26 protein-coding genes, 1 pseudogene and 1 riboswitch are annotated in these 25,829 nt (G+C 71.8%); of the genes and pseudogenes, 21 read left to right on the top strand and 6 right to left on the bottom strand.

Annotated features, from left to right (window positions below):
- Nucleotides 1–14 precede the first annotated feature (14 nt).
- Nucleotides 15–875: a cupin-like domain-containing protein gene (locus K0H49_RS24710; protein WP_219218252.1), complete on the top strand. Its 861-nt coding sequence runs from the start codon at nt 15–17 to the stop codon at nt 873–875.
- A 210-nt stretch (nt 876–1,085) separates the two neighbouring features.
- The gene (locus tag K0H49_RS24705; RefSeq protein ID WP_219218250.1) at nt 1,086–1,247 is read left to right on the top strand and encodes a hypothetical protein; all 162 of its coding nucleotides are present in this window, start codon (nt 1,086–1,088) and stop codon (nt 1,245–1,247) included.
- Nucleotides 1,248–1,299: 52 nt separating this feature from the next.
- On the opposite strand, the gene K0H49_RS24700 is transcribed toward K0H49_RS24705, so the two are convergent.
- From K0H49_RS24700 to K0H49_RS24685, 4 genes are all read right to left on the bottom strand, one after another.
- Complete coding sequence (locus tag K0H49_RS24700) at nt 1,300–2,013, bottom strand: YebC/PmpR family DNA-binding transcriptional regulator (protein ID WP_219218248.1); 714 nt, start codon at nt 2,011–2,013, stop codon at nt 1,300–1,302.
- Between the two features lie 70 nt (nt 2,014–2,083).
- On the bottom strand, nt 2,084–2,899 hold the full coding sequence (locus K0H49_RS24695) for a sulfite exporter TauE/SafE family protein (protein ID WP_219218246.1): 816 nt from the start codon (nt 2,897–2,899) through the stop codon (nt 2,084–2,086).
- Nucleotides 2,900–3,216: 317 nt separating this feature from the next.
- Nucleotides 3,217–3,552, bottom strand: a complete 336-nt coding sequence (locus K0H49_RS24690; RefSeq protein ID WP_219218244.1) for a cell division protein ZapA — start codon at nt 3,550–3,552, stop codon at nt 3,217–3,219.
- The gene (locus K0H49_RS24685) at nt 3,549–3,773 is read right to left on the bottom strand and encodes a DUF904 domain-containing protein (protein WP_219218242.1); all 225 of its coding nucleotides are present in this window, start codon (nt 3,771–3,773) and stop codon (nt 3,549–3,551) included. Before K0H49_RS24685 ends, K0H49_RS24690 begins: the two co-directional genes overlap by 4 nt.
- A gap of 20 nt (nt 3,774–3,793) precedes the next feature.
- Nucleotides 3,794–4,034, top strand: a riboswitch (cobalamin riboswitch).
- Between the two features lie 81 nt (nt 4,035–4,115).
- Here K0H49_RS24685 and K0H49_RS24680 point away from each other — a divergent pair.
- From K0H49_RS24680 to K0H49_RS24610, 16 genes and pseudogenes are all read left to right on the top strand, one after another.
- Nucleotides 4,116–6,068 carry a TonB-dependent receptor domain-containing protein gene (locus K0H49_RS24680; RefSeq protein WP_219218241.1) on the top strand — a complete coding sequence of 651 codons (1,953 nt, stop codon included), beginning with the start codon at nt 4,116–4,118 and terminating at the stop codon, nt 6,066–6,068.
- Nucleotides 6,053–7,402: a cobyrinate a,c-diamide synthase gene (locus K0H49_RS24675; RefSeq protein ID WP_374122411.1), complete on the top strand. Its 1,350-nt coding sequence runs from the start codon at nt 6,053–6,055 to the stop codon at nt 7,400–7,402. The genes K0H49_RS24680 and K0H49_RS24675 overlap by 16 nt, the downstream gene beginning before the upstream one ends.
- Nucleotides 7,389–7,949 (top strand): bifunctional adenosylcobinamide kinase/adenosylcobinamide-phosphate guanylyltransferase, encoded by a 561-nt coding sequence (locus K0H49_RS24670; protein ID WP_219218231.1) that lies wholly within the window; start codon nt 7,389–7,391, stop codon nt 7,947–7,949. Before K0H49_RS24675 ends, K0H49_RS24670 begins: the two co-directional genes overlap by 14 nt.
- Complete coding sequence (locus K0H49_RS24665) at nt 7,946–8,806, top strand: ABC transporter substrate-binding protein (protein WP_219218229.1); 861 nt, start codon at nt 7,946–7,948, stop codon at nt 8,804–8,806. The genes K0H49_RS24670 and K0H49_RS24665 overlap by 4 nt, the downstream gene beginning before the upstream one ends.
- Nucleotides 8,803–9,807: a FecCD family ABC transporter permease gene (locus tag K0H49_RS30785; RefSeq protein WP_257625113.1), complete on the top strand. Its 1,005-nt coding sequence runs from the start codon at nt 8,803–8,805 to the stop codon at nt 9,805–9,807. Before K0H49_RS24665 ends, K0H49_RS30785 begins: the two co-directional genes overlap by 4 nt.
- 59 nt (nt 9,808–9,866) lie before the next feature.
- Nucleotides 9,867–10,574: pseudogene (locus K0H49_RS30780) on the top strand (ABC transporter ATP-binding protein); the annotation flags it as partial.
- Nucleotides 10,575–10,604: 30 nt separating this feature from the next.
- Nucleotides 10,605–11,174, top strand: coding sequence for a cob(I)yrinic acid a,c-diamide adenosyltransferase (gene cobO, locus K0H49_RS24655; RefSeq protein ID WP_183023540.1), 570 nt, complete (start codon nt 10,605–10,607; stop codon nt 11,172–11,174).
- 132 nt (nt 11,175–11,306) lie between these two features.
- A complete protein-coding gene (gene bluB, locus K0H49_RS24650; protein WP_219219157.1) occupies nt 11,307–11,987 on the top strand; it encodes a 5,6-dimethylbenzimidazole synthase in 681 nt (226 codons plus the stop codon).
- A complete protein-coding gene (locus K0H49_RS24645) occupies nt 11,987–12,460 on the top strand; it encodes a MotA/TolQ/ExbB proton channel family protein (RefSeq protein WP_219218227.1) in 474 nt (157 codons plus the stop codon). Before bluB ends, K0H49_RS24645 begins: the two co-directional genes overlap by 1 nt.
- Nucleotides 12,461–12,521: 61 nt before the next feature.
- Nucleotides 12,522–12,875: a DUF2149 domain-containing protein gene (locus tag K0H49_RS24640; RefSeq protein ID WP_219218226.1), complete on the top strand. Its 354-nt coding sequence runs from the start codon at nt 12,522–12,524 to the stop codon at nt 12,873–12,875.
- Nucleotides 12,875–16,900, top strand: a complete 4,026-nt coding sequence (gene cobN, locus K0H49_RS24635) for a cobaltochelatase subunit CobN (protein ID WP_219218224.1) — start codon at nt 12,875–12,877, stop codon at nt 16,898–16,900. Before K0H49_RS24640 ends, cobN begins: the two co-directional genes overlap by 1 nt.
- On the top strand, nt 16,897–17,835 hold the full coding sequence (gene cbiB / locus K0H49_RS24630; protein WP_219218221.1) for an adenosylcobinamide-phosphate synthase CbiB: 939 nt from the start codon (nt 16,897–16,899) through the stop codon (nt 17,833–17,835). Before cobN ends, cbiB begins: the two co-directional genes overlap by 4 nt.
- 25 nt (nt 17,836–17,860) lie before the next feature.
- Nucleotides 17,861–18,871 carry an aminotransferase class I/II-fold pyridoxal phosphate-dependent enzyme gene (locus K0H49_RS24625; RefSeq protein WP_219218220.1) on the top strand — a complete coding sequence of 337 codons (1,011 nt, stop codon included), beginning with the start codon at nt 17,861–17,863 and terminating at the stop codon, nt 18,869–18,871.
- A 49-nt stretch (nt 18,872–18,920) separates the two neighbouring features.
- Nucleotides 18,921–20,507 (top strand): sensor histidine kinase, encoded by a 1,587-nt coding sequence (locus K0H49_RS24620; RefSeq protein WP_219218218.1) that lies wholly within the window; start codon nt 18,921–18,923, stop codon nt 20,505–20,507.
- Nucleotides 20,504–21,115 carry a response regulator transcription factor gene (locus K0H49_RS24615; RefSeq protein ID WP_219218216.1) on the top strand — a complete coding sequence of 204 codons (612 nt, stop codon included), beginning with the start codon at nt 20,504–20,506 and terminating at the stop codon, nt 21,113–21,115. The genes K0H49_RS24620 and K0H49_RS24615 overlap by 4 nt, the downstream gene beginning before the upstream one ends.
- Before the next feature lie 124 nt (nt 21,116–21,239).
- Nucleotides 21,240–21,728, top strand: coding sequence for a GlcG/HbpS family heme-binding protein (locus K0H49_RS24610; RefSeq protein WP_219218214.1), 489 nt, complete (start codon nt 21,240–21,242; stop codon nt 21,726–21,728).
- 8 nt (nt 21,729–21,736) lie between these two features.
- Here the strand turns inward: K0H49_RS24610 and K0H49_RS24605 are convergent, their stop codons facing one another.
- Entirely contained in the window at nt 21,737–21,913 is a 177-nt protein-coding gene (locus K0H49_RS24605) for a hypothetical protein (RefSeq protein WP_219218211.1), read from the bottom strand.
- Between the two features lie 77 nt (nt 21,914–21,990).
- Nucleotides 21,991–22,890, bottom strand: coding sequence for a universal stress protein (locus tag K0H49_RS24600; RefSeq protein ID WP_219218209.1), 900 nt, complete (start codon nt 22,888–22,890; stop codon nt 21,991–21,993).
- A 734-nt stretch (nt 22,891–23,624) separates the two neighbouring features.
- On the opposite strand from K0H49_RS24600, the gene K0H49_RS24595 reads away from it, so the two are divergent.
- Genes K0H49_RS24595 through K0H49_RS24585 form a run of 3 tightly spaced genes read left to right on the top strand, consistent with a single transcriptional unit; the run spans nt 23,625 to nt 25,721 of the window.
- The gene (locus tag K0H49_RS24595; RefSeq protein WP_219218207.1) at nt 23,625–24,182 is read left to right on the top strand and encodes an energy transducer TonB family protein; all 558 of its coding nucleotides are present in this window, start codon (nt 23,625–23,627) and stop codon (nt 24,180–24,182) included.
- A gap of 2 nt (nt 24,183–24,184) precedes the next feature.
- On the top strand, nt 24,185–24,700 hold the full coding sequence (locus K0H49_RS24590) for an RNA polymerase sigma factor (RefSeq protein ID WP_219218205.1): 516 nt from the start codon (nt 24,185–24,187) through the stop codon (nt 24,698–24,700).
- Nucleotides 24,701–24,734: 34 nt separating this feature from the next.
- Nucleotides 24,735–25,721, top strand: a complete 987-nt coding sequence (locus tag K0H49_RS24585) for a FecR family protein (RefSeq protein ID WP_219218203.1) — start codon at nt 24,735–24,737, stop codon at nt 25,719–25,721.
- Nucleotides 25,722–25,829: the final 108 nt, after the last annotated feature.

Here is a 25,829-nt window from a genome sequence, read left to right as displayed (position 1 = left end):
AACTGGAGTGGGCGATGCAGTGTTTCGAGGACGGTGCGGTGTTCGAGCATTTCGACCGCGAGGCCTTCAAGTTCCAGCACAAGCTCATGGGCCATCCGGCGCTGAGCCTGGAGAACCTGGCGCGCGTGATCCCGGCGCTGCCGCCCAAGCGCGTCATGTACTCGATGGGCCGGCTCAAGGAGGGCGACGACTTCGAAGGCACCTTCAGCCGCAAGCCGGCCGGCCGCAGCATCGAGGAGACCATCGAGAACATCCGCGTCAGCGATTCCTACGTGATGGTCAGCGGCCCGGAGGTCGATCCGTCCTTCGCGTCGCTGCACCGCGAGTTGATCGGCGACGTCGAGGGCCTGATGAAACGCCATGGCGTGGGCACCGAGGCGGTCGACCCCCAGCTCTACCTGTTCATCGCTTCGCCCAACAGCGTCACGCCCTTTCACATCGACCGTTACTCCACCTTCCTGATGCAGTTCCGCGGCAGCAAGGAAGTGACCGTGTTCCCGCAGTGGGACGAGCGCGTCGTGACCTCGGCGCAGCGCGAAGCCTATGTGTCCTATGCCAACACCCGGCTCAGCTGGTCGCAGGAGACCGACGCGCTGGGCACCTGCTTCGCCTTCCAGCCGGGCGAGGCCATCCACATCCCCTTCGTCGCCGGCCACCATGTGCGCAACGGGCCCGACGACGTGTCGATCTCGATGTCGATCATCTTCAACACGCGCCAGTCGATGGCGTGGCGTCGCGCGCTCAACTTCAACCATTCATCGCGCCGCGTGCTCGGCCGCTTCGGCATGGCGCCGGCGCCGGTCGGTGCGCAGGCCTGGCGCGACAGCGCGAAGTCGGGTTTGTGGCAGGCGGCCAGCCGCATCCGGGGCCGCTGAATCCCTGGCACGGCGGTGTTGCCTTAGGTGTTACGGGTACGTACCCTTTTGTCGTAACGTGACGCGCACGTCGTCCGCCGGAGGCGCCACCGAGTCATATCAATGACTTACCCGTGGCCCGCGGCTGCCTTGGCTGGTTGCAGGCCGTGGCACGCACTTTGCGTTCCGTGCCCCCTAGCTGCGATCTTCAACGCAGCAAGGAGCCGAGACATGGACAGCAGATTCGAACAATGGACCGCCATGACCGACGAGTACACCCACCTGCTGCTGGTGGCCGCCAGCGGCGATGCCAGCGCCTGGACTCGGCTTCGGCAACTGGCCGAGGACATCCGCGCACTCGATCTCCTGGAGAGCGTCGAAGTCGAGGTCTGAGCCTCGTGGCGGACCGGCAGCGGTCGGTCGAACCGAGCGCTGCCTTGACGCTTCAGCCGGCGAGCCCGACGTAGACGTTCTGCACGTCGTCGTTGGCGTCGATGGCCGCCAGGAAGACTTCGACTTCCTCCAGGTCGGCGGCGCTCAGGCTGGCCGGATCGACCGGGTTCTTGGGCTTGTAGCCCAGCTTGGCCGACAGCACGGTGAAGCCCTGCGCCGGCAGCGCGCGGCTCACCAGATCGAGATCGGCCGCGGCCGTGAGGAACAGCGTGGCGCCGTCTTCATGGCCGGGTTCGAAGTCCTGGGCGCCGGCCTCGATGGCTGCCAGCTCCGGATCGGCGCCCGCGTTGGCGGGCTCGGCCTCGATCATGCCGAGGTGGTCGAAATCCCAGGCCACCGAGCCCGAGGTGCCGAGCTGGCCCTTGCGGAACAGCACCCGCATCTCGGGCGCGGTGCGGTTCACGTTGTCGGTCAGGCATTCGACCATCACCGGCACGCGGTGCGGTGCGAAGCCTTCATAGATCACGTGCTCGAAATGCACGGCTTCGCCGGTCAGGCCCGCGCCCTTCTTGATGGCTCGGTCCAGCGTTTCCTTGGGCATCGAGACCTTGCGTGCCTGCTCGACCACCAGCCGCAGCCGTGCGTTGGAGGCCGGGTCGGCGCCGTTGCGCGCCGCGATCATGATGTCCTTGGACAATTTTCCGAACACCCGGCCCTTGGCATTGGCGGCCAGGTCCTTGTGCTTTGCTTTCCACTGTGCGCCCATGGTTGTGCTCCTGAGTTGGGCGAACGGCGCTGGCCGTCCGCATGAAAGATTCTCGTGCCGGATCGGCGGCTCAGCCGCTCAGCCCCTTCCAGAGCATGTAGGCCGCCAGCAGGTACAGCACGCTCGCGAACACGCGCTTGAGCTTCTTCACCGGCAGGCTGTGCGCGGCCCTGGCGCCCAGCGGCGCGGTGAACACGCTGCAGGCGGCGATCACGACCAGCGCCGGCAACCAGATGTAGCCGAAGGCGCCGGCGGGCAGGCCCTGCACGGCGGTGCCGCTGAGGATGTAACCCGCCACGTTGGCCACGGCGATCGGGAAGCCCAGCGCGGCGCTGGTGGCCACCGCATTGTGGATCGCGATGTTGCACCAGGTCATGAAGGGGATGCTGATGAAGCCGCCGCCCGCGCCGACCAGGCCCGAGACGAAGCCGATCAGGCCGCCCGCGGCCAGCTGTCCGCCGGTGCCGGGCATCTGGCGCGTGGGAGCGGGCTTCTTGTCGAGGAACATCTGCGTGGCCGAGAAGCCGACGAAGAGCGCGAAGAAGATCGCCAGTGCCGTGCCCTTGAGCAGCGCGAACACGCCCAGGCTGCCCACCAGGCTGCCGATCACGATGCCCGGCGACAGCCGCTTGACGATGTCCCAGCGCACCGCGCCGCGCTTGTGGTGCGCGCGCACGCTCGAGACCGAGGTGAAGATGATGGTGGCCATCGAGGTCGCGATCGCCATCTTCACCGCCAGGTCGGGCGCGACGCCGCGCTGGCCGAGGATGAGGGTGATGAAGGGCACCATGACCATGCCGCCGCCGATGCCCAGAAGTCCGGCGAGGAAGCCGCTGCCGATGCCCAGCAGGGCGAGTTCGACGATCAACAGCGGTTCGAGCGGCATGGGGGCGGTCCGGCAGAAAAAACGACGGCCCCTTTTTTGAAGGGGCCGTGGCAGCGGGTCTCTTCAACGAAGAGGCCCGAAAAAAGGTGTCTGCAGTGGGATGCGCCGGACCCGCATCCTGAACCAGGGTTCAGGTGGGCGAGGGCAGCAGGACTTCGGGTTCATCTGACGCGAGATGATCACGCCCGTCCAGCGATGTACCAAGCCCGGCTCCGGAGAGCATTGGAACAAGGAAATATTAAGCCCGACGCGCACTGCAGACAGGGGCGATTTTACGCCTGCATCGAGCTCGCCCATGCGAAAGCACGGGCTTTTTGTCAGAGCAGGTGGTCGTCGCGCGCGAGCGCCTGGTCGAGGCGTTGCAGCAACTGCGCGGCGCGCTCGGCATCGTGCGTGGTGTCGGCTGCAGGCGCGGCCTCGGCGGGCGCTGCGGCCGCGGCTTCGACCGGCTCGGGGTGCTGGCTCAGGTCGAACGCCAGGTTCAGCGCGGCCAGCACCGCGATGCGGTCACGGGCCTTCACCTTGTTGGCGTCGCGGATCTTGCACATCGCCAGGTCGACGCGTTCGACGGCTTCGCGCAATTGCGCTTCGCCGCCTTCGGGGCAGCCGAGCAGATAACTCTGCCCCATGATCTGGACTTCGAGCTGTTTCATGGGGTGGCGGGATCCTGTGGCGGGTCGACCGGCAGCCGCTCGAGCACGGCGTCGATGCGGGTGCGCGCGGCGGCGAGGCGCGATTTGAGCGCGTCGCGTTCGCGCGTCAGCGCCTCGAGTTGCTCTTGCAGCAGCGTGTTGGTGCGCTGAATTTCTTCGTGGCGCACGAGCAGACGTTCAACGCGCTCGGCAATCTGGTCGATGGGGCTCTGTGCGGACATGGCTGCAGATTGTAGGGGCCCTTAGAATCGCCCCCGTTGGTGCTCGCGCCGCGGTTCACGCGGCGCAGTTCAACGGGAAGCAGGAGCCAGAACCCTTCGGGTCGCGGTCGGCCTGCGCTGCCCCCGCAACGGTCCAGCAGACGGCGCATTCACGCGCGCCGCTTTCGTCAATCAGCCACTGGGCGCCCTGAAACAGGCACCTGGGAAGGCGACGACAGTTGTTCTGCCAGCCCGGATACCGGCCAACAAGGAGAGGGTGCGTGCGCGTGTTGCGTCGCCCTTCGTGACGCCCACACGTCCGGCGGGGAAGCCGGGCAGGGTCTTGTTCTCACATTCGTCCCCATGAAGAATCGTTTTTCCCTCGACGGCGCCCGCGCGCCGGTGTCCGTGCGTGCGCGCCGTACCACGCTGCCGCTGGCAGCCCTGAGCGCGGCCATCGCCGTGGCATTGCCCGGCCTGGCCCTGGCCCAGCCGTCGCTGCCCGAGACCGTGGTCACCGCCACGCGCGTGGCGCAGCCGCTGTCGGACCTGACTTCGGACGTGTCCATCGTCGACCGCGAAACGATCGAGCGCAGCGGCGCCACCGGCGTGGCCGACGTGCTGGCGCGCCTGCCCGGCATCGAGATCAGCCGCAACGGCGGCATCGGCAACACCACCAGCGTGTTCATCCGCGGCGCCGAGTCGCGCTTCACGGCGGTCTACATCGACGGCGTGCGCATCGACTCGCAGTCGACCGGCGGCGCCGGCTGGGAAGGCATCCCGCTGGGGCAGATCGACCGCATCGAGGTGCTGCGCGGCCCGGCCGCGGCGGTCTACGGCTCCGACGCCATCGGCGGCGTGATCCAGCTCTTCACCAAGCGCGGCGAAGGCGCGGCGACGCCCTACGTGGGCGTCGGCATCGGCAGCAACCAGCTGCGCAAGGCCGAGGCCGGCGTGAGCGGCTCGGCGGGCGTGGACGGTGCCTTCGACTACTCGCTGGGCATCTCGCACGAGGAGAGCGACGGCTTCAACATCCAGCCGTTCGACAAGCGCAACCCGGTCAAGACCGCGCAGTACGCGGCCGACGGCTGGACCAGCCCCGACCGCGACGGCTACCGCAGCACCGCGGCCAATGCGCGCCTGGGCTTCCAGATCAATCCCACGCACCGGATCGAAGGCTCCTTGCTGTACAGCGACATCAAGGCGCAGTACGACCTGGCGAAGTCGGGCGCGCGGCCGCCGGCCGTGTTCCCCGACGACATCTCGACCAACACGCTGCGCACCGCGGGCCTGGCCTGGATCGCCAAGTGGACCGACAACTACACGACGCGCCTGCAGGTCACCGACAGCAAGACCACCTACCAGACCGACCCGAGCTTCTACCGCACCGAGACCGCGCTGCGCGGCTACCTGTTCCAGAACGAGCTGCACTTCGGCGCGCACCGCTTCACGGCCGCGCTCGAGCGCCGAGAGGACGACCTGGAAAACGCCGCCACCGCCTCGGCCAAGCTGCTGGCGCGCGACCGCTCGCAGAACGCGGTGTCGCTGGGCTACGGCTTCGTGCAGGGCCCGCACACCGTGCAACTGCAGGCGCGCCGCGACGACGACAGCGAGTTCGGCGGCAAGACCACCGGCAGCGCGGCCTACGGCTACGCGATCACGCCGCAATGGCGCGCCACCGCCTCGGTCGGCACGGCCTTCCGCGTGCCCACGCTCTACCAGCGCTTCAGCGAATACGGCGTGGCCAGCCTCAAGCCCGAGGACAGCCGCAACGTCGAGCTGGGCCTGAACTGGACCTCGGGCGCAAGCCATGCCGGCGTGGTGGTCTACCGCAACAAGGTGAGCAACCTCATCACGTACAGCAGCACCGCGACCGGCTGCCTCTCGGCCTTCGGTTGCTACGCCAACACCGCGCGCGCCGAGTACGAGGGCCTGACCTTGACCGCCGGCCACCGCATCGGCGACGTGTCGCTGCGCGCATCGGCCGACTTCCAGGACCCGCGCGACCTCGGCACCGACAAGCTGCTGGCCCGTCGCGCGCGCCGCCACGGCATGCTGGGCGCCGACTGGAACGTGGCCGCCTGGACGCTGGGCGCGGAGGTGCAAACTTCGGGCATGCGCTATGACGATGCCGCCAACCTGCGCCGACTCGGCGGCTACACCGTGCTCAACCTGGTCGCGAGCACGAAGCTCACGCCCTCGCTGACGCTGATCGGCCGGCTGGACAACGTGGGCGACAAGGACTATGTGTTCGCCCGCATCTACGCCACCGCCGGCCGCAGCGCCTACCTCGGGCTCAAGTGGTCGCCCCAGTAAGCCACCGCGCCACCTGCGCCGCCGTGCTCGTGGCCGCGCCCGCCTCCGGGCAGGGCAAGACCACGGTCACGGCCGCACTGGCCCGCCTGCATGCGCGCGCCGGCCGGCGCGTGCGCGTCTTCAAGTGCGGGCCCGATTTCCTCGACCCGCGCTGGCTCGCGCTGGCCAGCGGGGCGCCCGTGCATTCGCTCGATCTCTGGATGAACGGCGAGGCCGATTGCCGCGCGCGGCTGCATGCGGCGGCGAACGAGGCCGAGCTGCTGATCGTCGAAGGCGTGATGGGCCTGTTCGACGGCACGCCGAGCGCGGCCGACCTGGCGGTGCATTTCGGCCTGCCGGTGCTGGCCGTGATCGACGCGCGCGCCATGGCCGGCACCTTCGGGGCGCTGGCCTACGGCCTGCAGCATTTCAAGCCCGGCCTGCCGTGGTTCGGCGTGCTGGCCAACCGCGTGGCGAGCGAACGCCATGCGGGCATGCTCGAAGGCGCGCTGCGCGATCCCGCGCACTGGCTGGGCGGCCTGCCCAAGGGCGAGGATTTCGCGCTGCCCGAACGCCACCTGGGCCTGATTGCGGCCGACGAGATGCACGATGCGCTGGCCCGGCTCGATGCCGCCGCCGATGCGCTCGCAGCCACGCCGCTGGGCCGGCTGTCGGTGGCGCAGCTGCCGCAGGTGCGCTTCGACGCTTCGGCGGTCGAGGCCATCGCGCCGTTGCTCGCGGGACGCACGATCGCGATCGCGCGCGACGCCGCCTTCGCCTTCATCTATCCGGCCAACCTCGACGTGCTGCGCGCACTCGGGGCGCGCCTCGCGTTCTTTTCGCCCCTGGCCGGCGATGCGTTGCCCGCGTGCGATGCCGTCTGGCTGCCTGGCGGCTACCCCGAACTGCATGCCGAAGCGCTGGCCGCCCGCACGCCCTTGCGCGACGCCCTGCACGCCCATGCCGCGGCCGGCAAGCCGGTCTGGGCCGAGTGCGGCGGCATGATGGCCCTGCACGACACGCTGGTCACGGCCGACGGCGAATCCCACGCGATGTGGGGCCTGCTGCCGGGCCGCGTGACGGTGCAGAAGCGGCTCGCGGCGCTCGGGCCGCAGCAGCTCGATCTGGCCGGGCACAGCCTGCGCGGCCACACCTTCCACTACTCGGTCTGCGACACGCCGCAGCCCGTGGCGGCGCGCACCACGCGCCCGAACACCGACGCCGGCGGCGAAGCGGTCTATGTGCGCGGCACACTGCGCGCGAGCTACTTTCACGCCTGGTTCGCCTCCAGTCCCGAAGCCACCGCGCGGCTGTTCGATGCCGCGCCGATCGGATTCCCGCATGACGACAGCTGAACGCGAATTCCTGCTCGGCGGCCAGAAAAGCGGCAAGTCGCGCCGCGCCGAGGAGCGCGCCGCCGCCTGGCTGGCCGCCTCGCCCGCGCACGACGCGGTGCTGATCGCCACCGCCACCGCCTGGGACGACGAGATGCGCGAACGCATCGCGCGCCACCAGGCCGACCGCGCCGAGCGCGTGCCCGGCCTGCGCACCGTCGAAGAGTCCGTGCAGCTGGCCGAGGCCCTCGCGGCCCACAGCGCGCCCGGCACGATGGTGCTGGTCGACTGCCTCACGCTGTGGCTGACGAACCTCACGATGCCGATGGAGGGCGCGGCCCACGATGCGGCGCAGGCCATCGCGGCGCTGCGGGCCGCCTTGCGCGCGGCGCGCGGGCCGGTCGTGCTGGTGGGCAACGAGATCGGCCTGGGCGTGATTCCGCTGGGCCGCGAGGTGCGGGCCTTCGTCGATGCGCTGGGCCGGCTCAACCAGGACGTCGCGGCCGAATGCGATCGCGTCACGCTGATGGTGGCGGGCCTGCCGCTGACCTTGAAGGCTCCTGCATGAAGCGCTTGCTGCCCTGGCTGCTCCTGCTGCTGATGGGTCTCGCGCAGGCGCAGCCCATCGAGATCACCGACGAGCGCGGCGTGCAGGTCACGCTGCCGCGCCCGCCCCAGCGCATCGTGACCTTGCTGCCCTCGCTCACCGAATCGGTCTGCGCACTGGGCGCCTGCGAGCGGCTGATCGGCGTCGACCGCTACTCGAACTCGCCGGCCTCGGTGCGCGCGCTGCCGCAGCTCGGCGGCGGGCTCGACCCCAACGTCGAGGCCATCGTCGCGCTCAAGCCCGATGTGGTGCTGCTCGCCAAGTCCTCGCGCGTCACGCAGCGCCTCGAATCGCTTGGCCTCAAGGTGCTGGTGCTCGAGCCCAAGACCCATGCCGACGTCAAGCGCGTGCTCGACCAGCTGGGCCGCGTGCTGCAGGCCGACGATCCGCAGCGCGTCTGGCGCGCGATCGACGCCAGCGTGTCGGCGGCCGCGCAGTCGCTGTCGCCCGCGGCCCAGGCCACGCGCGTGTACTTCGAGGTCAACAGCGGCCCCTATGGCGCGGGCGAAAGCTCCTTCATCGGCGAGACGCTGACGCGGCTGGGCGTGAAGAACATCGTGCCGGCGGCGCTGGGCCCGTTCCCCAAGCTCAACCCCGAGTTCGTGGTGCGCGCCAATCCCGACCTGATCATGGTCAGCGTGCGCAGCGCCGCGGGCATGGAACAGCGCCCGGGCTGGGCCAGCATCCGCGCGGTGCGCGACGGCCGCATCTGCCGCTTCGCGCCGGAGGAGTCCGACGTGCTGGTGCGGCCCGGCCCGCGCATGGGCGAGGCCGCGCGCATCATGGCCCGCTGCCTGGCCGACAAGGCGCCGAAATGATCCGTCACCGGCAACGCATCTGGCTGCTCGCGGCCGTGCTGATGCTGCTGTGCGCGGCCCTGCTGCTGCTGGGCGTGGGCATCGGTAGCACCGGTTTCGAGAGCGTGCTGGCCGCGCGCCACGACCCCATCGCGCTGCAGATCGTGCAGGAGATCCGGCTGCCGCGCACGCTGGGCGCCTGGCTGGCCGGCGCCTTGCTGGGCCTCGCAGGTGCGGTGGCGCAAGGGTTGTTCCGCAACCCGCTGGCCGACCCCTACCTGCTGGGCAGCGCCTCGGGCGCCTCGCTGGGCGTGGCGCTGGCGCTGGCGCTGTTCGGCGCCTCGCCCTCGACCACGCAATGGCTGGTGCGCCTGGGCCTCACGGGCGCGGCCTTCGTGGGGGCAGTGCTGGCGGTGATGCTCACGCTGATGCTCGCGCGCGGCGTGCAGCAGACACTGCGGCTGCTGCTGGCCGGCGTGATCGTCGGCGTGGTGCTGGGCGCCGCGAAGGACCTCGTGACCATCGGCTCGGCCGACATCCTGCAGGCGCTGCAGGGCTTCATGCTCGGCGGCACCGGCCTGGTCGGCTGGAGCGCCTGCGCGGTGATGGCCGGCCTCGGCGCGCTGTGCCTGCTCGCGGCCTGGGCGCTGGCACCGGTGCTCGACGGCCTGGCGTTGGGCGAGGCGACCGCCGCCAGCCTGGGCCTGCCGCTGGGCGCGATGCGCGCGGCGCTGGTCGCAGTGCTGGCGCTGGCCACCGGCACGGCCGTGGCCCAGACCGGCCTGATCGCCTTCGTCGGCCTGGCCGCGCCGCACCTGGTGCGCTCCATCGTCAAGGCCACCCATGCCTGGCTGGTCCTGCTGTCGGCCGTGATGGGCGGTCTGCTGCTGATGGCGGCCGACCTGCTGGCGCGCTGGCTCATCGCGCCGCAGGAGCTGCCGGTGGGCGTGCTCACGGCCGTGCTGGGCGGCAGCTACCTGCTGTGGCTCATGCACCGGCGCGGACGCGGAGGCATCCGGTGAGCGCGGCCCTCGAAGCGCGCCGGGTCGACGCCGCGCTGGGCGGCACGCCGGTGCTGCACGCCATCGACCTGGCCATCGCGGCCGGCCGCTGGACCAGCATCGTCGGCCCCAACGGCGCGGGCAAGTCGACCCTGCTGCGCGTGCTCGCGGGCCTGCTGCCGCACGGCGGCGAGGTGCGGCTGTTCGACGCCTCGCTGCACGGCCTGCCGGGCCGCGTGCGGGCGCGACGCATGTCGTGGCTGGGGCAGGGCGGGGCGGGCGAGAGCAGCGCCGACGACCTGCTGGTCTACGACCTCGCGATGCTGGGACGCATGCCGCACCAGCGCTGGCTCGCGCCGCCCAGCGAGGCCGACCGCGCCGCGGTCGAGCGCGCGCTGCGCAGCACCCAGGCCTGGGACTGGCGCGACCGGCCGCTGGGCCAGCTCTCGGGCGGCGAACGCCAGCGCGTGCTGCTGGCGCGCGCGCTCGCGGTCGAGGCCGAGGTGCTGCTGATGGACGAGCCGCTGGCCAACCTCGATCCGCCGCACCAGTCCGACTGGATGCAGACCATGCGCGCGCTGGTGGCCGAAGGCCGCACGGTGGTCAGCGTGCTGCACGAACTCTCGATGGCGCTGGCCGCCGATGCGCTGGTCGTGATGGCGCAGGGCCGCGTGCTGCACCACGGCGCCTGCGCCGAGGCCTCGACGCACCGTGCGCTCGAGGCCGTGTTCGACCAGCGCGTGGCGGTGCACCGTGTCGACCGGCAGTGGATCGCCTTGCCCCGCTGACCCCCTCTCCGAATTGAAAGAAGACGTCTCATGCAAATCGAAACCCCTCCCAGCGCCAAGCCCTACGAGAAGCCCGAGGGCGAACGCCGCGGCATCGTGATCGTCAACACCGGCGACGGCAAGGGCAAGAGCACGGCCGCCTTCGGCCTGGCGCTGCGCGCGCATGGCCGCGGCAAGGCCGTGAAGATCTGGCAGTTCATGAAGGTGCCGACCGCGCGCTTCGGCGAGCACCGGATGTTCGAGCACCTGGGCATCCCGATCGAAGGCCTGGGCGACGGCTTCAGCTGGAAGAGCCAGGACCTCGAACATTCGGGCCAGCTCGCGCGCGACGGCTGGCTGCGCGCCAAGGCCTCGATCCTGTCGGGCGAGTACTTCCTCGTGGTGCTCGACGAGATCACCTACCCGCTGATCTACGGCTGGCTGCCGCTGGACGACGTGCTGGCCACGCTGCGCGAACGCCCCAAGCACGTGCACGTGGCGCTCACCGGCCGCCGCTGCCCGCCCGAGCTGATCGAGCTGGCCGACACCGTGACCGAGATGACCATGGTCAAGCATGCGTTCAAGGCCGGCATCCCGGCGCAACGCGGCATCGAAGATTAGACATGTTGCACACCCCCAGGCTTGCCCACTTCGTGTGGCCTCCCTCCCCCTTGCAGGGGGCAACACCGGCGGCCCGGCAAAGCCGGTTCCGCGGTGTTCCTGGAAGGAAGGGCCAGGGTGCGACGCGTGAAGATGCCATTTGAGGCCGACGAGGCGCAGGCCGTCTACCGCGCGATCCGCGAGCGCCGCGACATGCGGCACTTCGCGGGCGGCGAGGTCGCGCCCGAGCTGCTGCGCCGGCTGCTCGAGGCGGCCCATCACGCGCCCAGCGTGGGCTTCATGCAGCCCTGGCGCTTCCTCCGGGTGCGCGACGCGGCCCTGCGCGCGCAGCTGCATGCGCTGGTCGAGCAGGAGCGCGTGCGCACCGCGCAGGCGCTGGGCGAACGCGAGGACGCGTTCATGCGGCTCAAGGTCGAGGGCCTTCTCGAGGCGGCCGAACTGATCGCCGTCACGCTGGCCGACGGCCGCGAGCAGCATGTGTTCGGCCGCCGCACCCTGCCGCAGATGGACCTGGCCTCGGCCGCCTGCGCGATCCAGAACCTGTGGCTGGCCGCGCGCGTCGAGGGGCTGGGCATGGGCTGGGTCTCGTTGTTTGATCCGGCACAGGTCGCGGCGCTGCTGGGGCTGCCCGCGGGCGCCGAGCCCATCGCGCTGCTGTGCCTGGGGCCGGTGCACGGCTTCTACGACGAACCGATGCTGCAGCGCGAACGCTGGGCGCAGCGCGCGCCGCTGGCGTCGATGGTGTTCGACGACCGCTGGGGCGCACCGTCGACGCTGTTCGCCGACGCCCCGAATGAAAAGGAAACCCCCTGATGCTGGCCTTCGATAGCGTGCTGTTCGAGCTCGCGCGCCTGTTCCTCTGGCCGGTCACGCTGGGCGTGCTGCTGTCCTTCGTCTATGCGGTGTGGAGCCTGGGCGCCTTCGCGGTCGAAGGGCTGCAGCGCCGGCGCGACCCCGCGCGCGTGCTGGTGCTGCGCGCCGTGGCCGACCAGGGCCAGGAGCAGATGGAACTGACCGTGCTCAAGTCGCTCGAGGGCGTGCGCCTGTGCAGCCGCGTCGCGCCCATGCTGGGCCTGATCGCGACCATGATCCCGATGGGCCCCGCGCTGGTGGCCGTGGCCTCGGGCCAGTCGCAGGGCGTGGCACAGAGCCTGGCACCGGCCTTCGCAGCCGTGATCGTGGCGCTGGCCTCGGCCTCGATCACCTTCGTGGTCTACACCGTGCGCCGGCGCTGGCTGATGCGCGAACTGGTGACGGTGCTGGACGCACGCGACGCTCTGGTATGAGCGCAGCGCCGGGCCGCCCCAAGCAAGCTCGCACCGCAGCGCGGAGCGCGGAGGTTTCCGAATGACCCGCCGCCGCTTCAGCATTCTCGACAGCCTCGACGCCGAGGACGACGACCCGGTGCTGTCGACCATCAACCTGATCGACGTGTTCCTGGTCGTGATCGGCATGCTGATGATCGCGGTGATCGACAACCCGATGAACCCCTTCGCGCAGGACAAGCTGACGATCATCCGCCACGAGGGCCAGCCCGACATGGAGATCCTCACCAAGGAAGGCCAGAAGCTCACGCGCTTCAAGGCCAGCGGCGCGACCGGGCAGGGCGACGGCGAGAAGGCCGGCACGGCCTGGCGGCTCAAGGACGGCACCATGGTCTACGTGCCGGCCGACGCGACGCCGGTGCAGGGAGCGAAGTGATGCGCTGGTGGCTGGCCTTGTTGTTGCTCCTTTGCGGGCTGCAGCCGGTGCTGGCGCAGCCTTCGCCATCCCATGTCGTGCTGCTGAGCACGCCGCTGGTCTCGCCTGCGCGCCTCGCGCGGCTGCAGGGCGCCGCGGCCGAGGCCGGCCTCGCGCTGCAGGTGGTGTCGGCCGCGCAGGACACGCCCGACACGCTGGCGGCGGCATTGAAGGGCGCGCGCCTGCTCGTGATCGATGCGCCGCACGCGAGCGTGGCGCAGGCCGCGGCCGCGCGCTTCGGTGAGATGGTTGCGCGCAGCGGCACGCCCTATGTGCTGATCGGCGAGTTCGCCCTGGTGGCCAAGGGCCAGGCCCCGGGCGCCGCACCGCTGGCGGCCGAGCGCGGCGTGGACCCGGCCTGGGCGCAGCGGCTGCGCGCCTACTGGCGTTTTTCCGGCGCGGCGAACATCGCGGCCGCCATGACGGCGCTGGGCCGGGTGGGCGACATGGCCGGCCTGCCGCCACCGGTCGAGCTGCCGCTGGCCGGCTTCTACCACCCGGGCTGGCCGCGCGTCGAGGGCGACATCGCGGCGCTCGATGCGCTGCCCGCCGCGACCGGCGGCACGGTCGCCATCGCCATCAACGGCGCCACGCTGACCGGTGACGACACCGCCTGGCTCGACCGCCTGATCGACAGCCTCGGCCAGCGCGGCCTGCGCGCCTATGCCTTCTACGGCCCGCGCCAGCAGGCCGACCTCTACTTCCGCATGACCCACGCCACGGACGCCGACGGCGATACGCGCCGCATGGCCGACCTGATCGTGAATGCCGCGCTGGTGTTCAACCCCAACGAGCGCAAGGCCGAGCTCGAACGCATCGGCGTGCCGGTGCTGCAGACCCTGCCCGCGCTGGCGATGAGCGCCGCGCAGTGGGAGGCCAGCCCTGAAGGCCTGGCGCCCAGCGACGTCGCCTCCTACTACATCCCCAGCGAGCTCGCAGGCATGACCGATGCGATGCTGGTCTCGGCGCGCGATCCGGCCACCGGCACATTGCAGCCGCTGCCCGCGCAGATCGACGCGGTGGCCGACAAGGCGGCCGCGCTGCTGCGGCTGCAGCGCACGCCGCCGGCCGAGCGCCGCGTCGCGATGCTGGTCTACAACTATCCGCCGGGCGAGGCGAACTTCGGTGCCTCCTTCCTCAACGTGCCGCGCAGCATCGACGGCATGCTGGGCGCGATGCAGGCGGCCGGCTACCGCACCGGCGCGCCGGGCAGCGAGGCGCTGATCGCGCAGGTGCAGGCCACGATGCAGGCCTACTACCGCGCCGACGCGCTGCAGCCGCTGCTGGACCGGGACCTGGCCGCCAGCCTGCCGCTGGCGCGCTACCTCGCCTGGTTCCGTGCGCTGCCCGCCGCCACGCAGCAACGCATCGAGGCCTACTGGGGGCCGCCCGAAAGCTCGACCCTGCTGCGCACCGTCGACGGCGCGCCGGCCTTCGTGATCCCGCGCGTGCGCTTCGGCAACGTGGTGGTGCTGCGCCAGCCGCCGCGCTTCGAGCTTGGCACGACGGTGCGCGACCCCGCCGCGCAGGTCTACCACCGCTCGGCCGTGCCCTTGAGCCACAGCTACCTCGCGACCTACCTCTGGCTGCGCACGGCCTTCGGCGCCGGCGCGGTGGTGCACGTGGGCACGCATGGCACGGTCGAATGGTCGGCCGGCAAGGAGCGCGGCCTGTCGGCACAGGACGATCCGCTGCTCGCGCTGGGCGACCTGCCCAACATCTATCCCTACGTGATGGACAACCTCGGCGAAGCCACCACCGCCAAGCGCCGCGGCCGCGCGACCATGGTCAGCCATTCGACGCCGCTGTTCTCGCCGGCCGGCCTGCGCCCCGGCGTGCAGGCCATGCACGAGCGCCTGCACGACTGGGAGACGCTGGCGCCGGGCCCTGTGAAGCGCGCGCTCGAAACGCAGCTTGCGACCGAGTTCATGGCCCAGCACTACGAGCGCGACCTGCAATGGACGCCCGCGCGGCTGCGCGCCGATTTCGCGGGCTTCATCGCGGTGCTGCATCCCTACCTGGAGGAACTCGCGCAGACCGCGCAGCCGCTGGGCCTGGCCACCTTCGGCGAGACGCCTTCTGCCGAGCGCCGCAGGCTCACGCTGCTGCAGATCCTTCGCAAGCCATTGCTCGCGGCGCTGGGCGAGGACCCGGAGGAGGCGGTGTTTGTCGAAGGCGACCAGCTCCTGGCATCGGCCTCGGCGCGCTGGCTCGAAGTCGCAGTGCGCGATCCCGAGGCCGCGGCGGCGCAAGGCCGGGGCCCGGCCGCGGTCGAGGCCCTGCGGGCGCTCGCGCTGCGCGCGCAGCGCCTCGATGCGCTGCTCGCCGACAACCAGGAGACCGCGGGCCTGCTGACCGCGCTCGACGGCCGCTACCTGGCCTCGCGCTATGGCGGCGATCCGGTGCGCAACCCCGACAGCCTGCCGACCGGGCGCAACCTCTACGGCTTCGACCCCAGCCGCGTGCCGACGCAGGCCGCCTGGTCGGTCGGCACGGCCGCGCTCGATGCGTGGGTCGCCGAGCACGCGAAAACGCACGGCGGCCGCGCGCCCGAGAAGATCGCCTTCACGCTCTGGGCCGGCGAGACGCTGCGCCACCAGGGGATGATGGAAAGCCAGGTCTTCCATGCGCTGGGCGTGCAGCCGCGCTGGGACGAGGGTGGGCGCATCGTCGGCATCGACGTCGTGCCCAGGGCCCGGCTGGGCCGGCCGCGCATCGACGTGCTGCTGAGCGTGACCGGCTCCTACCGCGACCAGTTCCCGACCGTGATGCGCTGGATCGACGAGGCCGTGCGGCAGGTCGCGGCCTTGAACGAAGCCGACAACGCGGTCGCGCGCCACAGCACGGCGATGGTGCAGCGCCTGCGCACCCAGGGTGCCTCGGCCGACGAGGCGCAGCGCTGGTCGACGGCGCGCATCTTCTCCAATGCGCAGGGCAGCTACGGCGCGGGCCTGGAAGAAGCCGCGCTCGCGACCGCGCTCTGGACCGGCCAGCGCCGCGCGGGCGGCGATGCGCAGATGGCGCAGCTCTACATGGACCGCATGGGCCACGCCTACGGTGCCGGCCTCGAGGGCGCGCTGCGCCAGGGCGCCTATGCCGACAACCTGCGGCAGGTCGATGCCGCGCTGATGTCGCGCACCTCCAACCTCTACGGCGTGCTCACCAACGACGACCCCTTCCAGTACCTGGGCGGCATCGCGCAGGCGGTGCGCCAACTCACGGGCAAGGACCCGGCGCTCTACGTGCAGAACCTGCGCAACGCGGCGGGCGAGGGCGGCGTGGTGCGCACCGACACCGCCACCGGCGCCATCGCGCGCGAGATGCAGACCCGCTACCTGCACCCGCAGTGGATCGCAGCCCAGAAGGCCGAGGGCTACAGCGGCACGCTGCAGGTGCTGAAGACAGCGCAGTTCCTGTGGGGCTGGCAGGTGACCGCCCCAGAGACCGTGCGGCAGGACCAGTGGCAGTCGCTGCACGACGTCTATGTGCGCGACCGCTACAAGCTCGGTACGCGCGCCTGGCTCGAGGGCGCGAACCGCGCGGCCTTCGCGCAGACGCTCGAACGCATGCTCGATGCGATCCGGCTCGACTACTGGCGGCCCGATGCCGCGACCCGGCGCGAACTCGCGCGGGCCTATGCCGAGGCCGCCAAGGCCAGCGGGCTGGTCGAGCGCCATGCGGGCGTGCAGCGCTTCGCGCAGGCAGTGCTGGCGCCCGCGGCCGTGCCTTCAGCCAATGCCCCGGTGCGGCCGGTGGAAGTGGCGTTGCCCGCCGCGGTCGAGGCGCCCGTCGACCCCGACGCGCCCCAGCGCGTGCGGGGCCTGCGCCTCGACGCGGTCACGCCCACGCCGCCGCCCGTGCCGCCCGTACCGCCGGTCGTGCAGGGCCTGTGGGGCGCGTTCGGCGTGGCGCTTCTGCTGGCCTTCGGCGCGATCGCGCAATGGCGGCGCGGCCGCCGCGTCGCCGCTGCGGAGGCCCGCGCATGACGGCCGCGATCGCGATGGCCGCCGCGCTGCTGCTGGCATTGTGGATCGACCATGCCTTCGGCGAGCCGCCCGCGCGCTGGCATCCGGTGGTGTGGATGGGGCGCTACCTGGGCGCGGCGGGCCGGCGTATCGCGCCGCTCGCAGCCACGGCCGATGCGCCGCGGGCCAGGCCCTTCATCGCGGGCGCGCTGGCCTGGTGGGTGGGCGCCGCGGTCGTGGTGCTCGCCGCCTACCTGCTGCAGCGCCTGGCTGCGCAGTTGTGGCCGGTGGTGGCCGCGCTGCTGCTCGGTCTGCTGCTCAAGCCGTTGCTGGCCTGGCGCATGCTGCGCGACGAGGTGCTGGCGGTCGAGGCCGCGCTGGCCGAATCGCTCGATGCGGGCCGGGCGCAGCTCGCGCGCCTGGTGAGCCGCGACGTGAGCGCGCTGAGCGCGGCCGAGGTGCGCGAAAGCGCGATCGAGTCGCTGGCCGAGAACCTCAACGACTCGGTGGTCGCGCCGATCTTCTGGTTCGTGCTGGGCGGCCTGCCCGGCGCCGCGCTGTACCGCTTCGCGAACACCGCCGATGCGATGTGGGGCTACCGCGGCGAGCGCGGCGGCCGCATCTGGGAATGGGCCGGCAAGTGGGCCGCGCATGCCGACGACGGGCTGTCGTGGCTGCCCGCGCGCCTCACGGCGCTGCTGCTGCAGGGGCCATGGCCGAGCGCGGCCCTGCGCCGCGAGGCGGCGCGCACGCCGTCGCCCAACAGCGGCTGGCCGATGGCGGCGATGGCGCTGCGGCTGGGCGTGCGGCTGGGCAAGCCGGGCGTCTATGTGCTCAACGCCGAGGGCCGAGCGCCGACGCCGGCGGACCTGCCGCAGACGGCGCGGCTGGGTGGCCGCGCGGTGCGCGTGATGGCCGTGCTGGCGGCGGTGGCCGCAGTGGCCGTGCGCTGCTGAAGCGCGCTTGCGTATCCTCGACCCGATGTCTTCCTCTTCCTTCCCGCCCATCGTGCACGGCGGCCCCGATGCGCTGGGCGTGCCGGCCCACGATTTCTCGAGCAACGGCAATGCCTGCGGCCCGTGCCCGGCCGCGCTGGCCGCGCTGCAGGCGGCCGACGCCGAACACTATCCCGACCCGCAGTACACGGCCTTGCGCGAGACGCTGGCCCGTTTCCATGGCGTCGAGGCGTCGCGCATCGTGGTCGCGGCCAGTGCCAGCGAGTTCATCTTCCGCATCACCGCGGCCTTCGCTGCCCAGGGAGGCCGCTACGTGGTGCTGCCGCCGCACAGCTACGGCGACTACCGCCGCGCGGCGCGCGCCTGGGGCCTGACGGCGGTGGCGCGCGGGGCGCCGATCGAGCCCGCTGCGCTGCACTGGTGCTGCGACCCGTCGAGCCCGCTGGGGCAGGCCGAGCCGGCCTTCGGCGCGCGCATCGATGCGCTGCCGCCGGCGGCCTGCGGCGTGCTCGACCTGGCTTACGAACCCTTGCGGCTCGAAGGCGCGCTGGACCTCGACGCAATGCAGCGCGACCGCGTCTGGCAGCTCTGGACCCCCAACAAGGCGCTGGGCCTGACCGGCATCCGCGCGGCCTACGCGATCGCGCCGCGCGCCGATCGCACGCTGCACGATGCGCTGCTGCAGATGGCGCCCTCGTGGCCGACCGGCGTGCATGGCGTGGCCTTGCTCGCGGCCTGGACCCGGCCCGATGCGCAGCAATGGCTCGCAGATTGCCGCGCGACCTTGCGGCCCTGGAAGGCGCACCAGCAGGCGCTGTGCGAAGACCTGGGCTGGGAGGTGCTGCCCAGCGTGGGCAATTTCTTCGGCGTGCGTCCGGCCGGGGGCGGTGTGCCGGCGCTGGCCGCGGCTTTGCGCGCGCGGGGCGTCAAGGTGCGCGACGCGGCCTCCTTCGGCCTGCCCGAGGCCTTGCGGCTCGCCGTGCTGCCGCCGGCGTCGCAGGATGCCTTGGGCGCCGCGGTGCGCGCGCTGCGCTGAGCCGCCGCGCATCGACACTGCCTGCGGGCTTGCGTACCATCGCCTGCCCATGGCCCTTTCCAACACCCTCGATGCGAAGACTGTTGCGCTGACTGCATCCCAGGTGCCGACGGCGCAGGTGGCCGCGCGGCCGTCCTGGCGCTGGCTGGCCGCCTGGCTGCTGCTCATGGTGCTGGGCGCCGCGCTGCTCGCGGGCTGGCGCTTCCATCAGCTGAGCCAGCGCTTCGACGACGAAGCGCGCACCCTGCACCGCACGATCGCGCAGCGGGTCGGCCAGCACGACGCACACCTGACCAACCTGCATGCGATCGCGCAACTCGACGATCCACAGCGCGCCACCTTCCGCGCCGTGGCCTCGGCCATCCAGACCTTCTATCCGCGCATCGTGGCCATCGACCTGATGCGCCTTTCGCCCACACCCGAGGTGCTGGCCTCGACCCGCAACGCGAGCGTCGCGCCGCCGCGGCTCGACGTCGTGGCGCAGCGCGCGGCCACGCTGGGTGCAGGCAAGGCCGCCATGCTGGATGCGCCCGTGGGGCCGGGCTATGCGATGGTCAAGCGCATCGGCGATGCGCCCCTGAGCGCGCTGGTGCTGCAGATCGACGCGGCCCAGCTGCTGGCGCCCGACGGCCCGGTCCATCCCGCACTGGCCGGCGCGGCCGTGTGGCTCACCGACGCGCACGGCACGGTCTTCGGCGGCCAGCCTGTCGATGCACGCGATGCACGCGAGCGTTGGCCGCGCACATTGGGTTTTGCACAGAGCCTGGGCAGCACCAGCCAGCCGCTGCAGCTGGTGCTGACCCGCCGGCTGGGCTGGGCCGAGCTGCTGCCGGCCGGCGGCCTGCTCGCGCTGGCGATCGGCGGCGCGGCGCTGCTGTGGGCGGTCGGCAGCGTGCAGCGCGTGCGGCGTGCGCGCCGTGAAGCGGCACGCCAGGCACAGGAACTGCGGCTGGCGCATGCGATGCGCGTCAACGGCCTGGGCGAGATGGCCTCGGGCATCGCGCACGAGCTCACGCAGCCGCTGACCGCGATGCTGAGCCAGAGCCAGGCCGGCCTGCGGCTCATCGAGCAGGGCGCCGACGCGGCGGCGATGGTGCCGATCCTGCAGGCCAACGTGCGGCTGGCGCGGCGCTCGGGCGACATCCTCGAGCGCATCCGTTCCTACGTGAGCCAGCGCGAGCCGACGGTGGAAGCGGTGGCGCTCAATGCGCTGGTCGAGGGCGTGGCCGAACTGGCGCAGGCCGATCTGCAGACGCGCGGCATCGCGCTCGAACTGGCACTCGATCCCGCGGGGCCGATGGTGCGCATCGATGCGATCTCGGTCGAACAGGTGCTGCACAACCTGGTGCGCAACGCGGCCGAGGCCCTGCAGGGGCAGGACGGCGCGCGCATCACGGTGCGCACACGATCCGATGCCGCTGGCGCGCAGGTCGCGGTGATCGACAACGGCCCGGGCATCGCACCCGAGCAGCTGGCGCGCGTGTTCCAGCCCTTCTTCACCACCAAGGAGGGCGGCATGGGGCTGGGCCTGTCGTTGTGCGAGCGGTTGGTGGAGAACATCGGCGGGCGCATCGAGGTGCAGAGCACGCCCGGCACAGCCACGGTCTTCACCGTGCATCTGAAGGGCGCGCGATGACGCATCCGGTGTTCCTGATCGACGACGACGCCGACGTGCGCGAGGCCCTGGCGTTGCTGCTGCGCACGCTCGGTTACGCGGTGCAGGCCTTCGACGGTGCGACGGCCTTTTTGCAGCGCGAGCCGGCCGGCGCGCAGGGCTGCGTGGTGACCGATGTGCGCATGGCGGGGCTCTCGGGCCTGCAGCTGCTCGAGCGGCTGCAGGCCGATCCGATGCCGCTGCCGGTGGTGATCATCACCGGCCATGGCGACGTGTCGGTGTGCCGGCGCGCGTTCCGCGGCGGCGCGGTGGACTTCCTCACCAAGCCGGTGGACGAGCAGGCCCTGCTCGAGGCGGTGCAGGCCGGCATGGCGCGGCTCGAGGAAAGCGCGACGCTGGACGCGCAGCGTTCACAGGCCAGTGAAAGGCTCGAGCAACTGAGCGCGCGCGAGCACGAGATCCTGCGGCTGGTGGCCGACGGCCTGTCGACCAAGGAGATCGCGCGCCGGCTCGACATCTCGCCGCGCACGGTGGAGAAGCACCGCGCCGGCGCGGCCTTCAAGCTGGGCACCGGCTCGGTCGCCGAGATGGTGCGGGTGGTGCTCGAGGACCCGGGCCGCGTGGCGTAGGGCCGTACCCCACTGGGTAGAACTACCCAGCCGCGCGGGTAGCGCCACGGCTGTTCAGCGCGAGGCGCGAAATTTAGATTCCCTGCTGAGCCGGATGTCCCGGTTTTCAGACAAGGAGAATCTCATGCACACGTCCCGCCTTCTCGCCATCGCCGCCTTCGCCGTCACCCCGCTGCTGGGCCAGGCCCAGGTGCTGCAGGAGCGCAACATCTCGCTGGCCCTGGCGCAGGAAATCGCGCAATCGGCTGTGGCCGCCTGCACGCAGAAGGGCGTCAACGTGACGGCCACCGTGGTCGACCGCGCGGGCCTGATTCGTGCCGTGCTGCGCGCCGACAACGCCGGCCCGCACACCGTCGAGGCCAGCCGCGCCAAGGCCTTCACCTCGGCCTCGACCCGCGCGCCCACGGCCAACCTGGGCGAGAACGCGCAGAAGAACCCCGGCGCCCAGTTCCTCAACGACATCCCGGGCTTCCTGCTGCTGGCCGGCGGCGTGCCGATCCGTGCGGGCAACGACGTGATCGGTGCGATCGGTGTGGGCGGCGCACCGGCCGGCAGCACCGACGCGGAATGCGCGGTGGCCGCGCTGGACCTGGCCAAGGACAAGCTCAAGTAAGAGCCGGCTCAGTCCTCGGTGCGCTCATCGCCCGGCGCCTCGTCGAGCTTCGGGTTGCGCACCTTCTTCATGAGCTTCTCGCCCTCGGTGTCCTTGCCGTCGCTGGGCACCGCTTCCTCCTGGGTGATCTCGGGCTCCTCGTGCAGGGTGGCGGGCTTCTGCGGCGGGGCGGGGTGCTTCGTCATGCGGGTCTCCAAACGGTAAAACGCCACCGTCGCAGCTTCCGCCGCCCGAGCGCTTCAGGCCATCGCGCCGATGCCCGTCAGCCAAAGCCGACAGCACGCTCGGCGTCCAGCCGCTGCTTGGCGCGTGGCCGGGTCGCGGCCACGGCGTCTTCCGGCACCACCAGCACGTCGCTGCCCACGCAGCCCAGCAGGCGCTGCGCCAGGCTGCTGCACAGCCACTGCGCGAACGGCGGACGCCGCGGCCGCCCGATGACCACCAGGTCGGCCCGCAGGTAGTCCTGCTGGATCGCCAGCTGGCGCGCCGGGTCGCCGCGCCCGATGGCCGACATCACGCGGTTGCGCCGCGCATCCGATCCCCCGCTGAGCCCGGCCATGCGCACGCGGGCCTGGTGCAGCCGCTCGCGCAGGTGGGCGTCGATCACGGCTTCCGACACCGAGGCGTAGCGCAGCTTGGCCTCATGGCCTTCGCCCAGCGCGTGGAAGAGCGCGATCTCGGCCTGCGCATCGAAGCGGCCCGCGAGCTCGAGCAGCCGCTGCGATGCGGGGCCCAGGTCGACCGCCACCACGATGCGCTCATAGTGGCGGCGCGGCCGCACGCGCGTGACCAGCACCAGGCAGCGGCACTGGCGCAGCAGCCGTTCCACGGGTTGGCCGAGGATGCGCGCGCCCAGTGTCCGGTCGCGGCGATGGGCCAGCACCAGCAGGTCGACCGAGCGGGCCTGGGCGGCGATGTCCGCCACGGCATTGACGGCCCGCTCGACCGTGCGGACCGCCAGCCCCAGCCGGCTGCTCATCTCGCGCGCCAGCTGGGCCAGGTGGCTGGCGGCGCCCAGGCGCGGCGCGCTGCCGGCGGGCCCCGCGTACATCAGCTGGAGCGTCGCGCCGTGGGCCAGCGCCAGGCGCGCGGCGCGCTCCATCGCCAGGTTGCCGTCGATCGACAGGTCGGTCACGGCCAGGATCGATTGGATGTTCTGCATCGTCTTGTCTCTTTCGGCGACGGCCGGCGCGCGCGTTCGAACGCGCGCGGTCCATCGCATGCGGCGGCCCCGAAACCCACGGGACGGCCGCGACCGCGCGGGGCGGATGCCCGGCGGTCGATGGTTTGCGCGAAGAAGGAGAAAGGGGCGGACCGCCGGGCTCAGGGATGTCCGGGCGTGGGCCGGAGATCTGCCGTGCCCGCCATGCGGCGTCCACGCAGCAGGCCCATCGCGAGGGACGGGCGCAGGCCGTCGAGATGACGGCAAGACGTAGAGGAGGTGTGCACGCGTCCGAGTTTAGGAAGCCCGCGCGGGCGCGACAAGCAAAGGCCATGCGGCGTCTGCCGATATGCGCTCGCTGCGGCGATGTAACGAGGCTGTCGTATTGGGGCGCCACCATGCGGTGTTTACTGGAATGGTGCGCAGACCTTGTCGATTCGAATCGTCCTCCCTTCATGGTCCTCGCGGCACGCCTGCGGGCGGGTGCGCACCCGCGGCCAGGCAAGGCGCGAGGACGCTTCGCGGTGCGCTGCCACGCAGCCAGCGTGAGACGCCACGGGGTCATCCTGCGCATGCTGCTTTGCGGGCTTGCCGCGCCGGCCTGGGGTGCGGATGACGCGCTTTACGCCGCGCCTCTGCACGGGCCCGCCGGCAGCGTACGCGGCGGTCGGGTGTCCGATGGGGCGTCACCGCTGTTCGATTTCGACATCCCCGCACAGCCCCTGAGCGCGGCCTTGGACCGCTATGCCGACACCACCGGCCAGCCGGTGCTGCTGCCCAGCGAGCCCCTCGGGCACCGCGTGTCCTCGGCGGTGCGGGGCCGTCTTTCCGCCGCCGCCGCCTTGCAGACGCTGCTCGCGGGCTCGGGCCTCGGCGCGGACCAGCGCAGCTCGCACCTGGGCCAGACCTTCGTGCTCAGGGAGGAGATCACCGCCACCGCCGCCACACCGCCGCAGTCCGGCATGGCGGCGCTGTTCGGCGCGGAAGGCTATGCGGGTCTGGTGCAGGCGCGTGTTTGGCAGGCACTGTGCGCCGATCGACGCAGCCGACCGGGCGACTACAGCGCGGTGCTGCGCTTCGACCTCGACGCGCAAGGGCGCGTCGGCGGCACCCGGCTCATCGGCGGCAGCGGCGATGCCGAGCGCGATGCGGCGCTGCTGGACACGCTGCGGCGCGTGCGCATCGAGCGTGCACCGCCGGTGGCGCTGGTGCAGCAGCCGCTCACGATCAGGATCGCGCCCGAGCTGCCGGGCACCGGGCCGCGCTGCGCGCCGCTCCAGGGCGCGGGCTAGCGATGTCCGGAGACACCCAACTCGTGCTGCTCGACTACCTGGGCAAGCACTATGCGACCCTCAAGCAGCGGCTCACGCGCAAGCTGGGCAATGCCGAGGACGCCGGCGACGCGCTGCACGACACCTGGTTGCGGCTCAAGGGCGGCGAGGACCTCGGGCCGATCCAGAACCCGGGCGCCTACCTGTCGCGCATGGCGGTCAACATCGCGGTCGACGTGCAGCGCCGGCACAGCCGCCTGCTGTCGGGCGACGACGTCGACCAGCTGCTGGAGGAGGTGATGGACCCGGCCCCGGGGCCGGCGCAGACCGCCGAGGCGCGCTCGGAACTCGAGGCGGTGCGCCAACTGCTGGACCGCATGCCCGAGCGCCGCCGCGCGGTCGCGCTGCTGGTGCACGCCGAAGGGATGACGCAGAAGGAGGCCGCGCTGCAACTGGGCGTTTCGCTGCGCACGGTCGAGTACGAACTCAAGCGCTGCCATGAGCGCCTGGACGCCAGCCTGGCCGCGCAGCAAAAATAATGCGGGTTTCGCGGCCCGCCATTCGTCATCCCATATGAGAGAACAGAACGCACCCACGTCGCCCGCCGGTCTCGAGGACCAGGCGTGGAACTGGCTGCGCCTGCTCAGCTCGGGCGACGCCCGCGACATCGATGCGCAGCGCTTCCGGCGCTGGGTCCAGACCAGCCCCGCGCACCGGGCCGCCTACCAGCAGGTCAAGCTGCGCTGGGACGCGATCGAGCCGTCGGCGCGCGCGCTGCTGCGGATGAAGCCGGAGGCCGCCACAGTGCAGGCGCGGGCACCCGTCATGCCGGTGCGCGGCCGCCGGGTCTTCCTCGGCACGGCGATGGCGGCGGCGGCGGTGACCGGCATGGCGGTGCTGCGCCCGCCCATGGGCCTGTGGCCAGCGCCCGACGAATGGGCGGCCGACGACCGCACCGCGGCCGGCGAGCAGCGGCCGCTGCGGCTGTCCGACGGCGTCGAGGTCACGCTCAACACGCGCACCAGCGTGCGCCGCCAGACCGAGGACGGCCAGCCGGTCGGGCTGGACCTGATCGCGGGCGAGGCGGCCATCGACCTGAAGCGCGGCGGCCCTGCGTTCACCGTGGTGGCGGGCGTGGGACGCAGCCAGGCGAGCGCGGGGCAGTTCGAGGTGCGCCACCTGGACGGCAAGGTCTGCGTGACCTGCATCGAGGGCGCGGTGCGCGTGCAGCATCCGGCCGGGCTGCGCGCGCTCGAGGCGCGCCAGCAGACGGTCTACAGCGCCAGTGCGATCAGCGGCATCGCCCCCATCGACCCGCGCACGGTCTCGGCCTGGCGCGAAGGCATGCTGGTGTTTGACCAGACCCGGCTGGCGGATGCGATCGACGAGATCAACCGCTACCGCGCCGGCCGCGTGGTGCTGATGAACGACGCGCTGCGCGGCAAGCCGGTCAGCGGCCGTTTCGCCATCGCCGCGCTGGACCTCGCGTTGTGGCAAGTGCAGGAAGCCTTCGAACTCCGTGCGCGGTCGCTGCCCGGCGGCTTGCTGCTCCTGAGCTGAACGCGCGCTACGCGAGAACCACCTGCAGGAAGGGATCGGCCGCGTGTCATGCGCGCGGCCTACGCTGTCGTGTGTGTTCGAGGGTGTGGCGCGCGGCCTCTGTTTTTC

The organism is Variovorax boronicumulans (assembly GCF_019352895.1).
Lineage (GTDB): Bacteria > Pseudomonadota > Gammaproteobacteria > Burkholderiales > Burkholderiaceae_C > Variovorax > Variovorax boronicumulans_A.
This window is presented reverse-complemented; position numbering and strand designations above follow the sequence as displayed.

Bases quoted from the DNA above. Each gene is read 5' to 3' on its own strand.
- K0H49_RS24710 (WP_219218252.1), top strand. From the start codon at position 15: ATGCAGTGTTTCGAGGACGGTGCGGTGTTCGAGCATTTCGACCGCGAG.
- K0H49_RS24705 (WP_219218250.1), top strand. From the start codon at position 1,086: ATGGACAGCAGATTCGAACAATGGACCGCCATGACCGACGAGTACACC.
- K0H49_RS24700 (WP_219218248.1), bottom strand. From the start codon at position 2,013: ATGGGCGCACAGTGGAAAGCAAAGCACAAGGACCTGGCCGCCAATGCC.
- K0H49_RS24695 (WP_219218246.1), bottom strand. From the start codon at position 2,899: ATGCCGCTCGAACCGCTGTTGATCGTCGAACTCGCCCTGCTGGGCATC.
- K0H49_RS24690 (WP_219218244.1), bottom strand. From the start codon at position 3,552: ATGAAACAGCTCGAAGTCCAGATCATGGGGCAGAGTTATCTGCTCGGC.
- K0H49_RS24685 (WP_219218242.1), bottom strand. From the start codon at position 3,773: ATGTCCGCACAGAGCCCCATCGACCAGATTGCCGAGCGCGTTGAACGT.
- K0H49_RS24680 (WP_219218241.1), top strand. From the start codon at position 4,116: ATGAAGAATCGTTTTTCCCTCGACGGCGCCCGCGCGCCGGTGTCCGTG.
- K0H49_RS24670 (WP_219218231.1), top strand. From the start codon at position 7,389: ATGACGACAGCTGAACGCGAATTCCTGCTCGGCGGCCAGAAAAGCGGC.
- K0H49_RS24665 (WP_219218229.1), top strand. From the start codon at position 7,946: ATGAAGCGCTTGCTGCCCTGGCTGCTCCTGCTGCTGATGGGTCTCGCG.
- K0H49_RS30785 (WP_257625113.1), top strand. From the start codon at position 8,803: ATGATCCGTCACCGGCAACGCATCTGGCTGCTCGCGGCCGTGCTGATG.
- cobO (WP_183023540.1), top strand. From the start codon at position 10,605: ATGCAAATCGAAACCCCTCCCAGCGCCAAGCCCTACGAGAAGCCCGAG.
- bluB (WP_219219157.1), top strand. From the start codon at position 11,307: ATGCCATTTGAGGCCGACGAGGCGCAGGCCGTCTACCGCGCGATCCGC.
- K0H49_RS24645 (WP_219218227.1), top strand. From the start codon at position 11,987: ATGCTGGCCTTCGATAGCGTGCTGTTCGAGCTCGCGCGCCTGTTCCTC.
- K0H49_RS24640 (WP_219218226.1), top strand. From the start codon at position 12,522: ATGACCCGCCGCCGCTTCAGCATTCTCGACAGCCTCGACGCCGAGGAC.
- cobN (WP_219218224.1), top strand. From the start codon at position 12,875: ATGCGCTGGTGGCTGGCCTTGTTGTTGCTCCTTTGCGGGCTGCAGCCG.
- cbiB (WP_219218221.1), top strand. From the start codon at position 16,897: ATGACGGCCGCGATCGCGATGGCCGCCGCGCTGCTGCTGGCATTGTGG.
- K0H49_RS24625 (WP_219218220.1), top strand. From the start codon at position 17,861: ATGTCTTCCTCTTCCTTCCCGCCCATCGTGCACGGCGGCCCCGATGCG.
- K0H49_RS24620 (WP_219218218.1), top strand. From the start codon at position 18,921: ATGGCCCTTTCCAACACCCTCGATGCGAAGACTGTTGCGCTGACTGCA.
- K0H49_RS24615 (WP_219218216.1), top strand. From the start codon at position 20,504: ATGACGCATCCGGTGTTCCTGATCGACGACGACGCCGACGTGCGCGAG.
- K0H49_RS24610 (WP_219218214.1), top strand. From the start codon at position 21,240: ATGCACACGTCCCGCCTTCTCGCCATCGCCGCCTTCGCCGTCACCCCG.
- K0H49_RS24605 (WP_219218211.1), bottom strand. From the start codon at position 21,913: ATGACGAAGCACCCCGCCCCGCCGCAGAAGCCCGCCACCCTGCACGAG.
- K0H49_RS24600 (WP_219218209.1), bottom strand. From the start codon at position 22,890: ATGCAGAACATCCAATCGATCCTGGCCGTGACCGACCTGTCGATCGAC.
- K0H49_RS24590 (WP_219218205.1), top strand. From the start codon at position 24,185: ATGTCCGGAGACACCCAACTCGTGCTGCTCGACTACCTGGGCAAGCAC.
- K0H49_RS24585 (WP_219218203.1), top strand. From the start codon at position 24,735: ATGAGAGAACAGAACGCACCCACGTCGCCCGCCGGTCTCGAGGACCAG.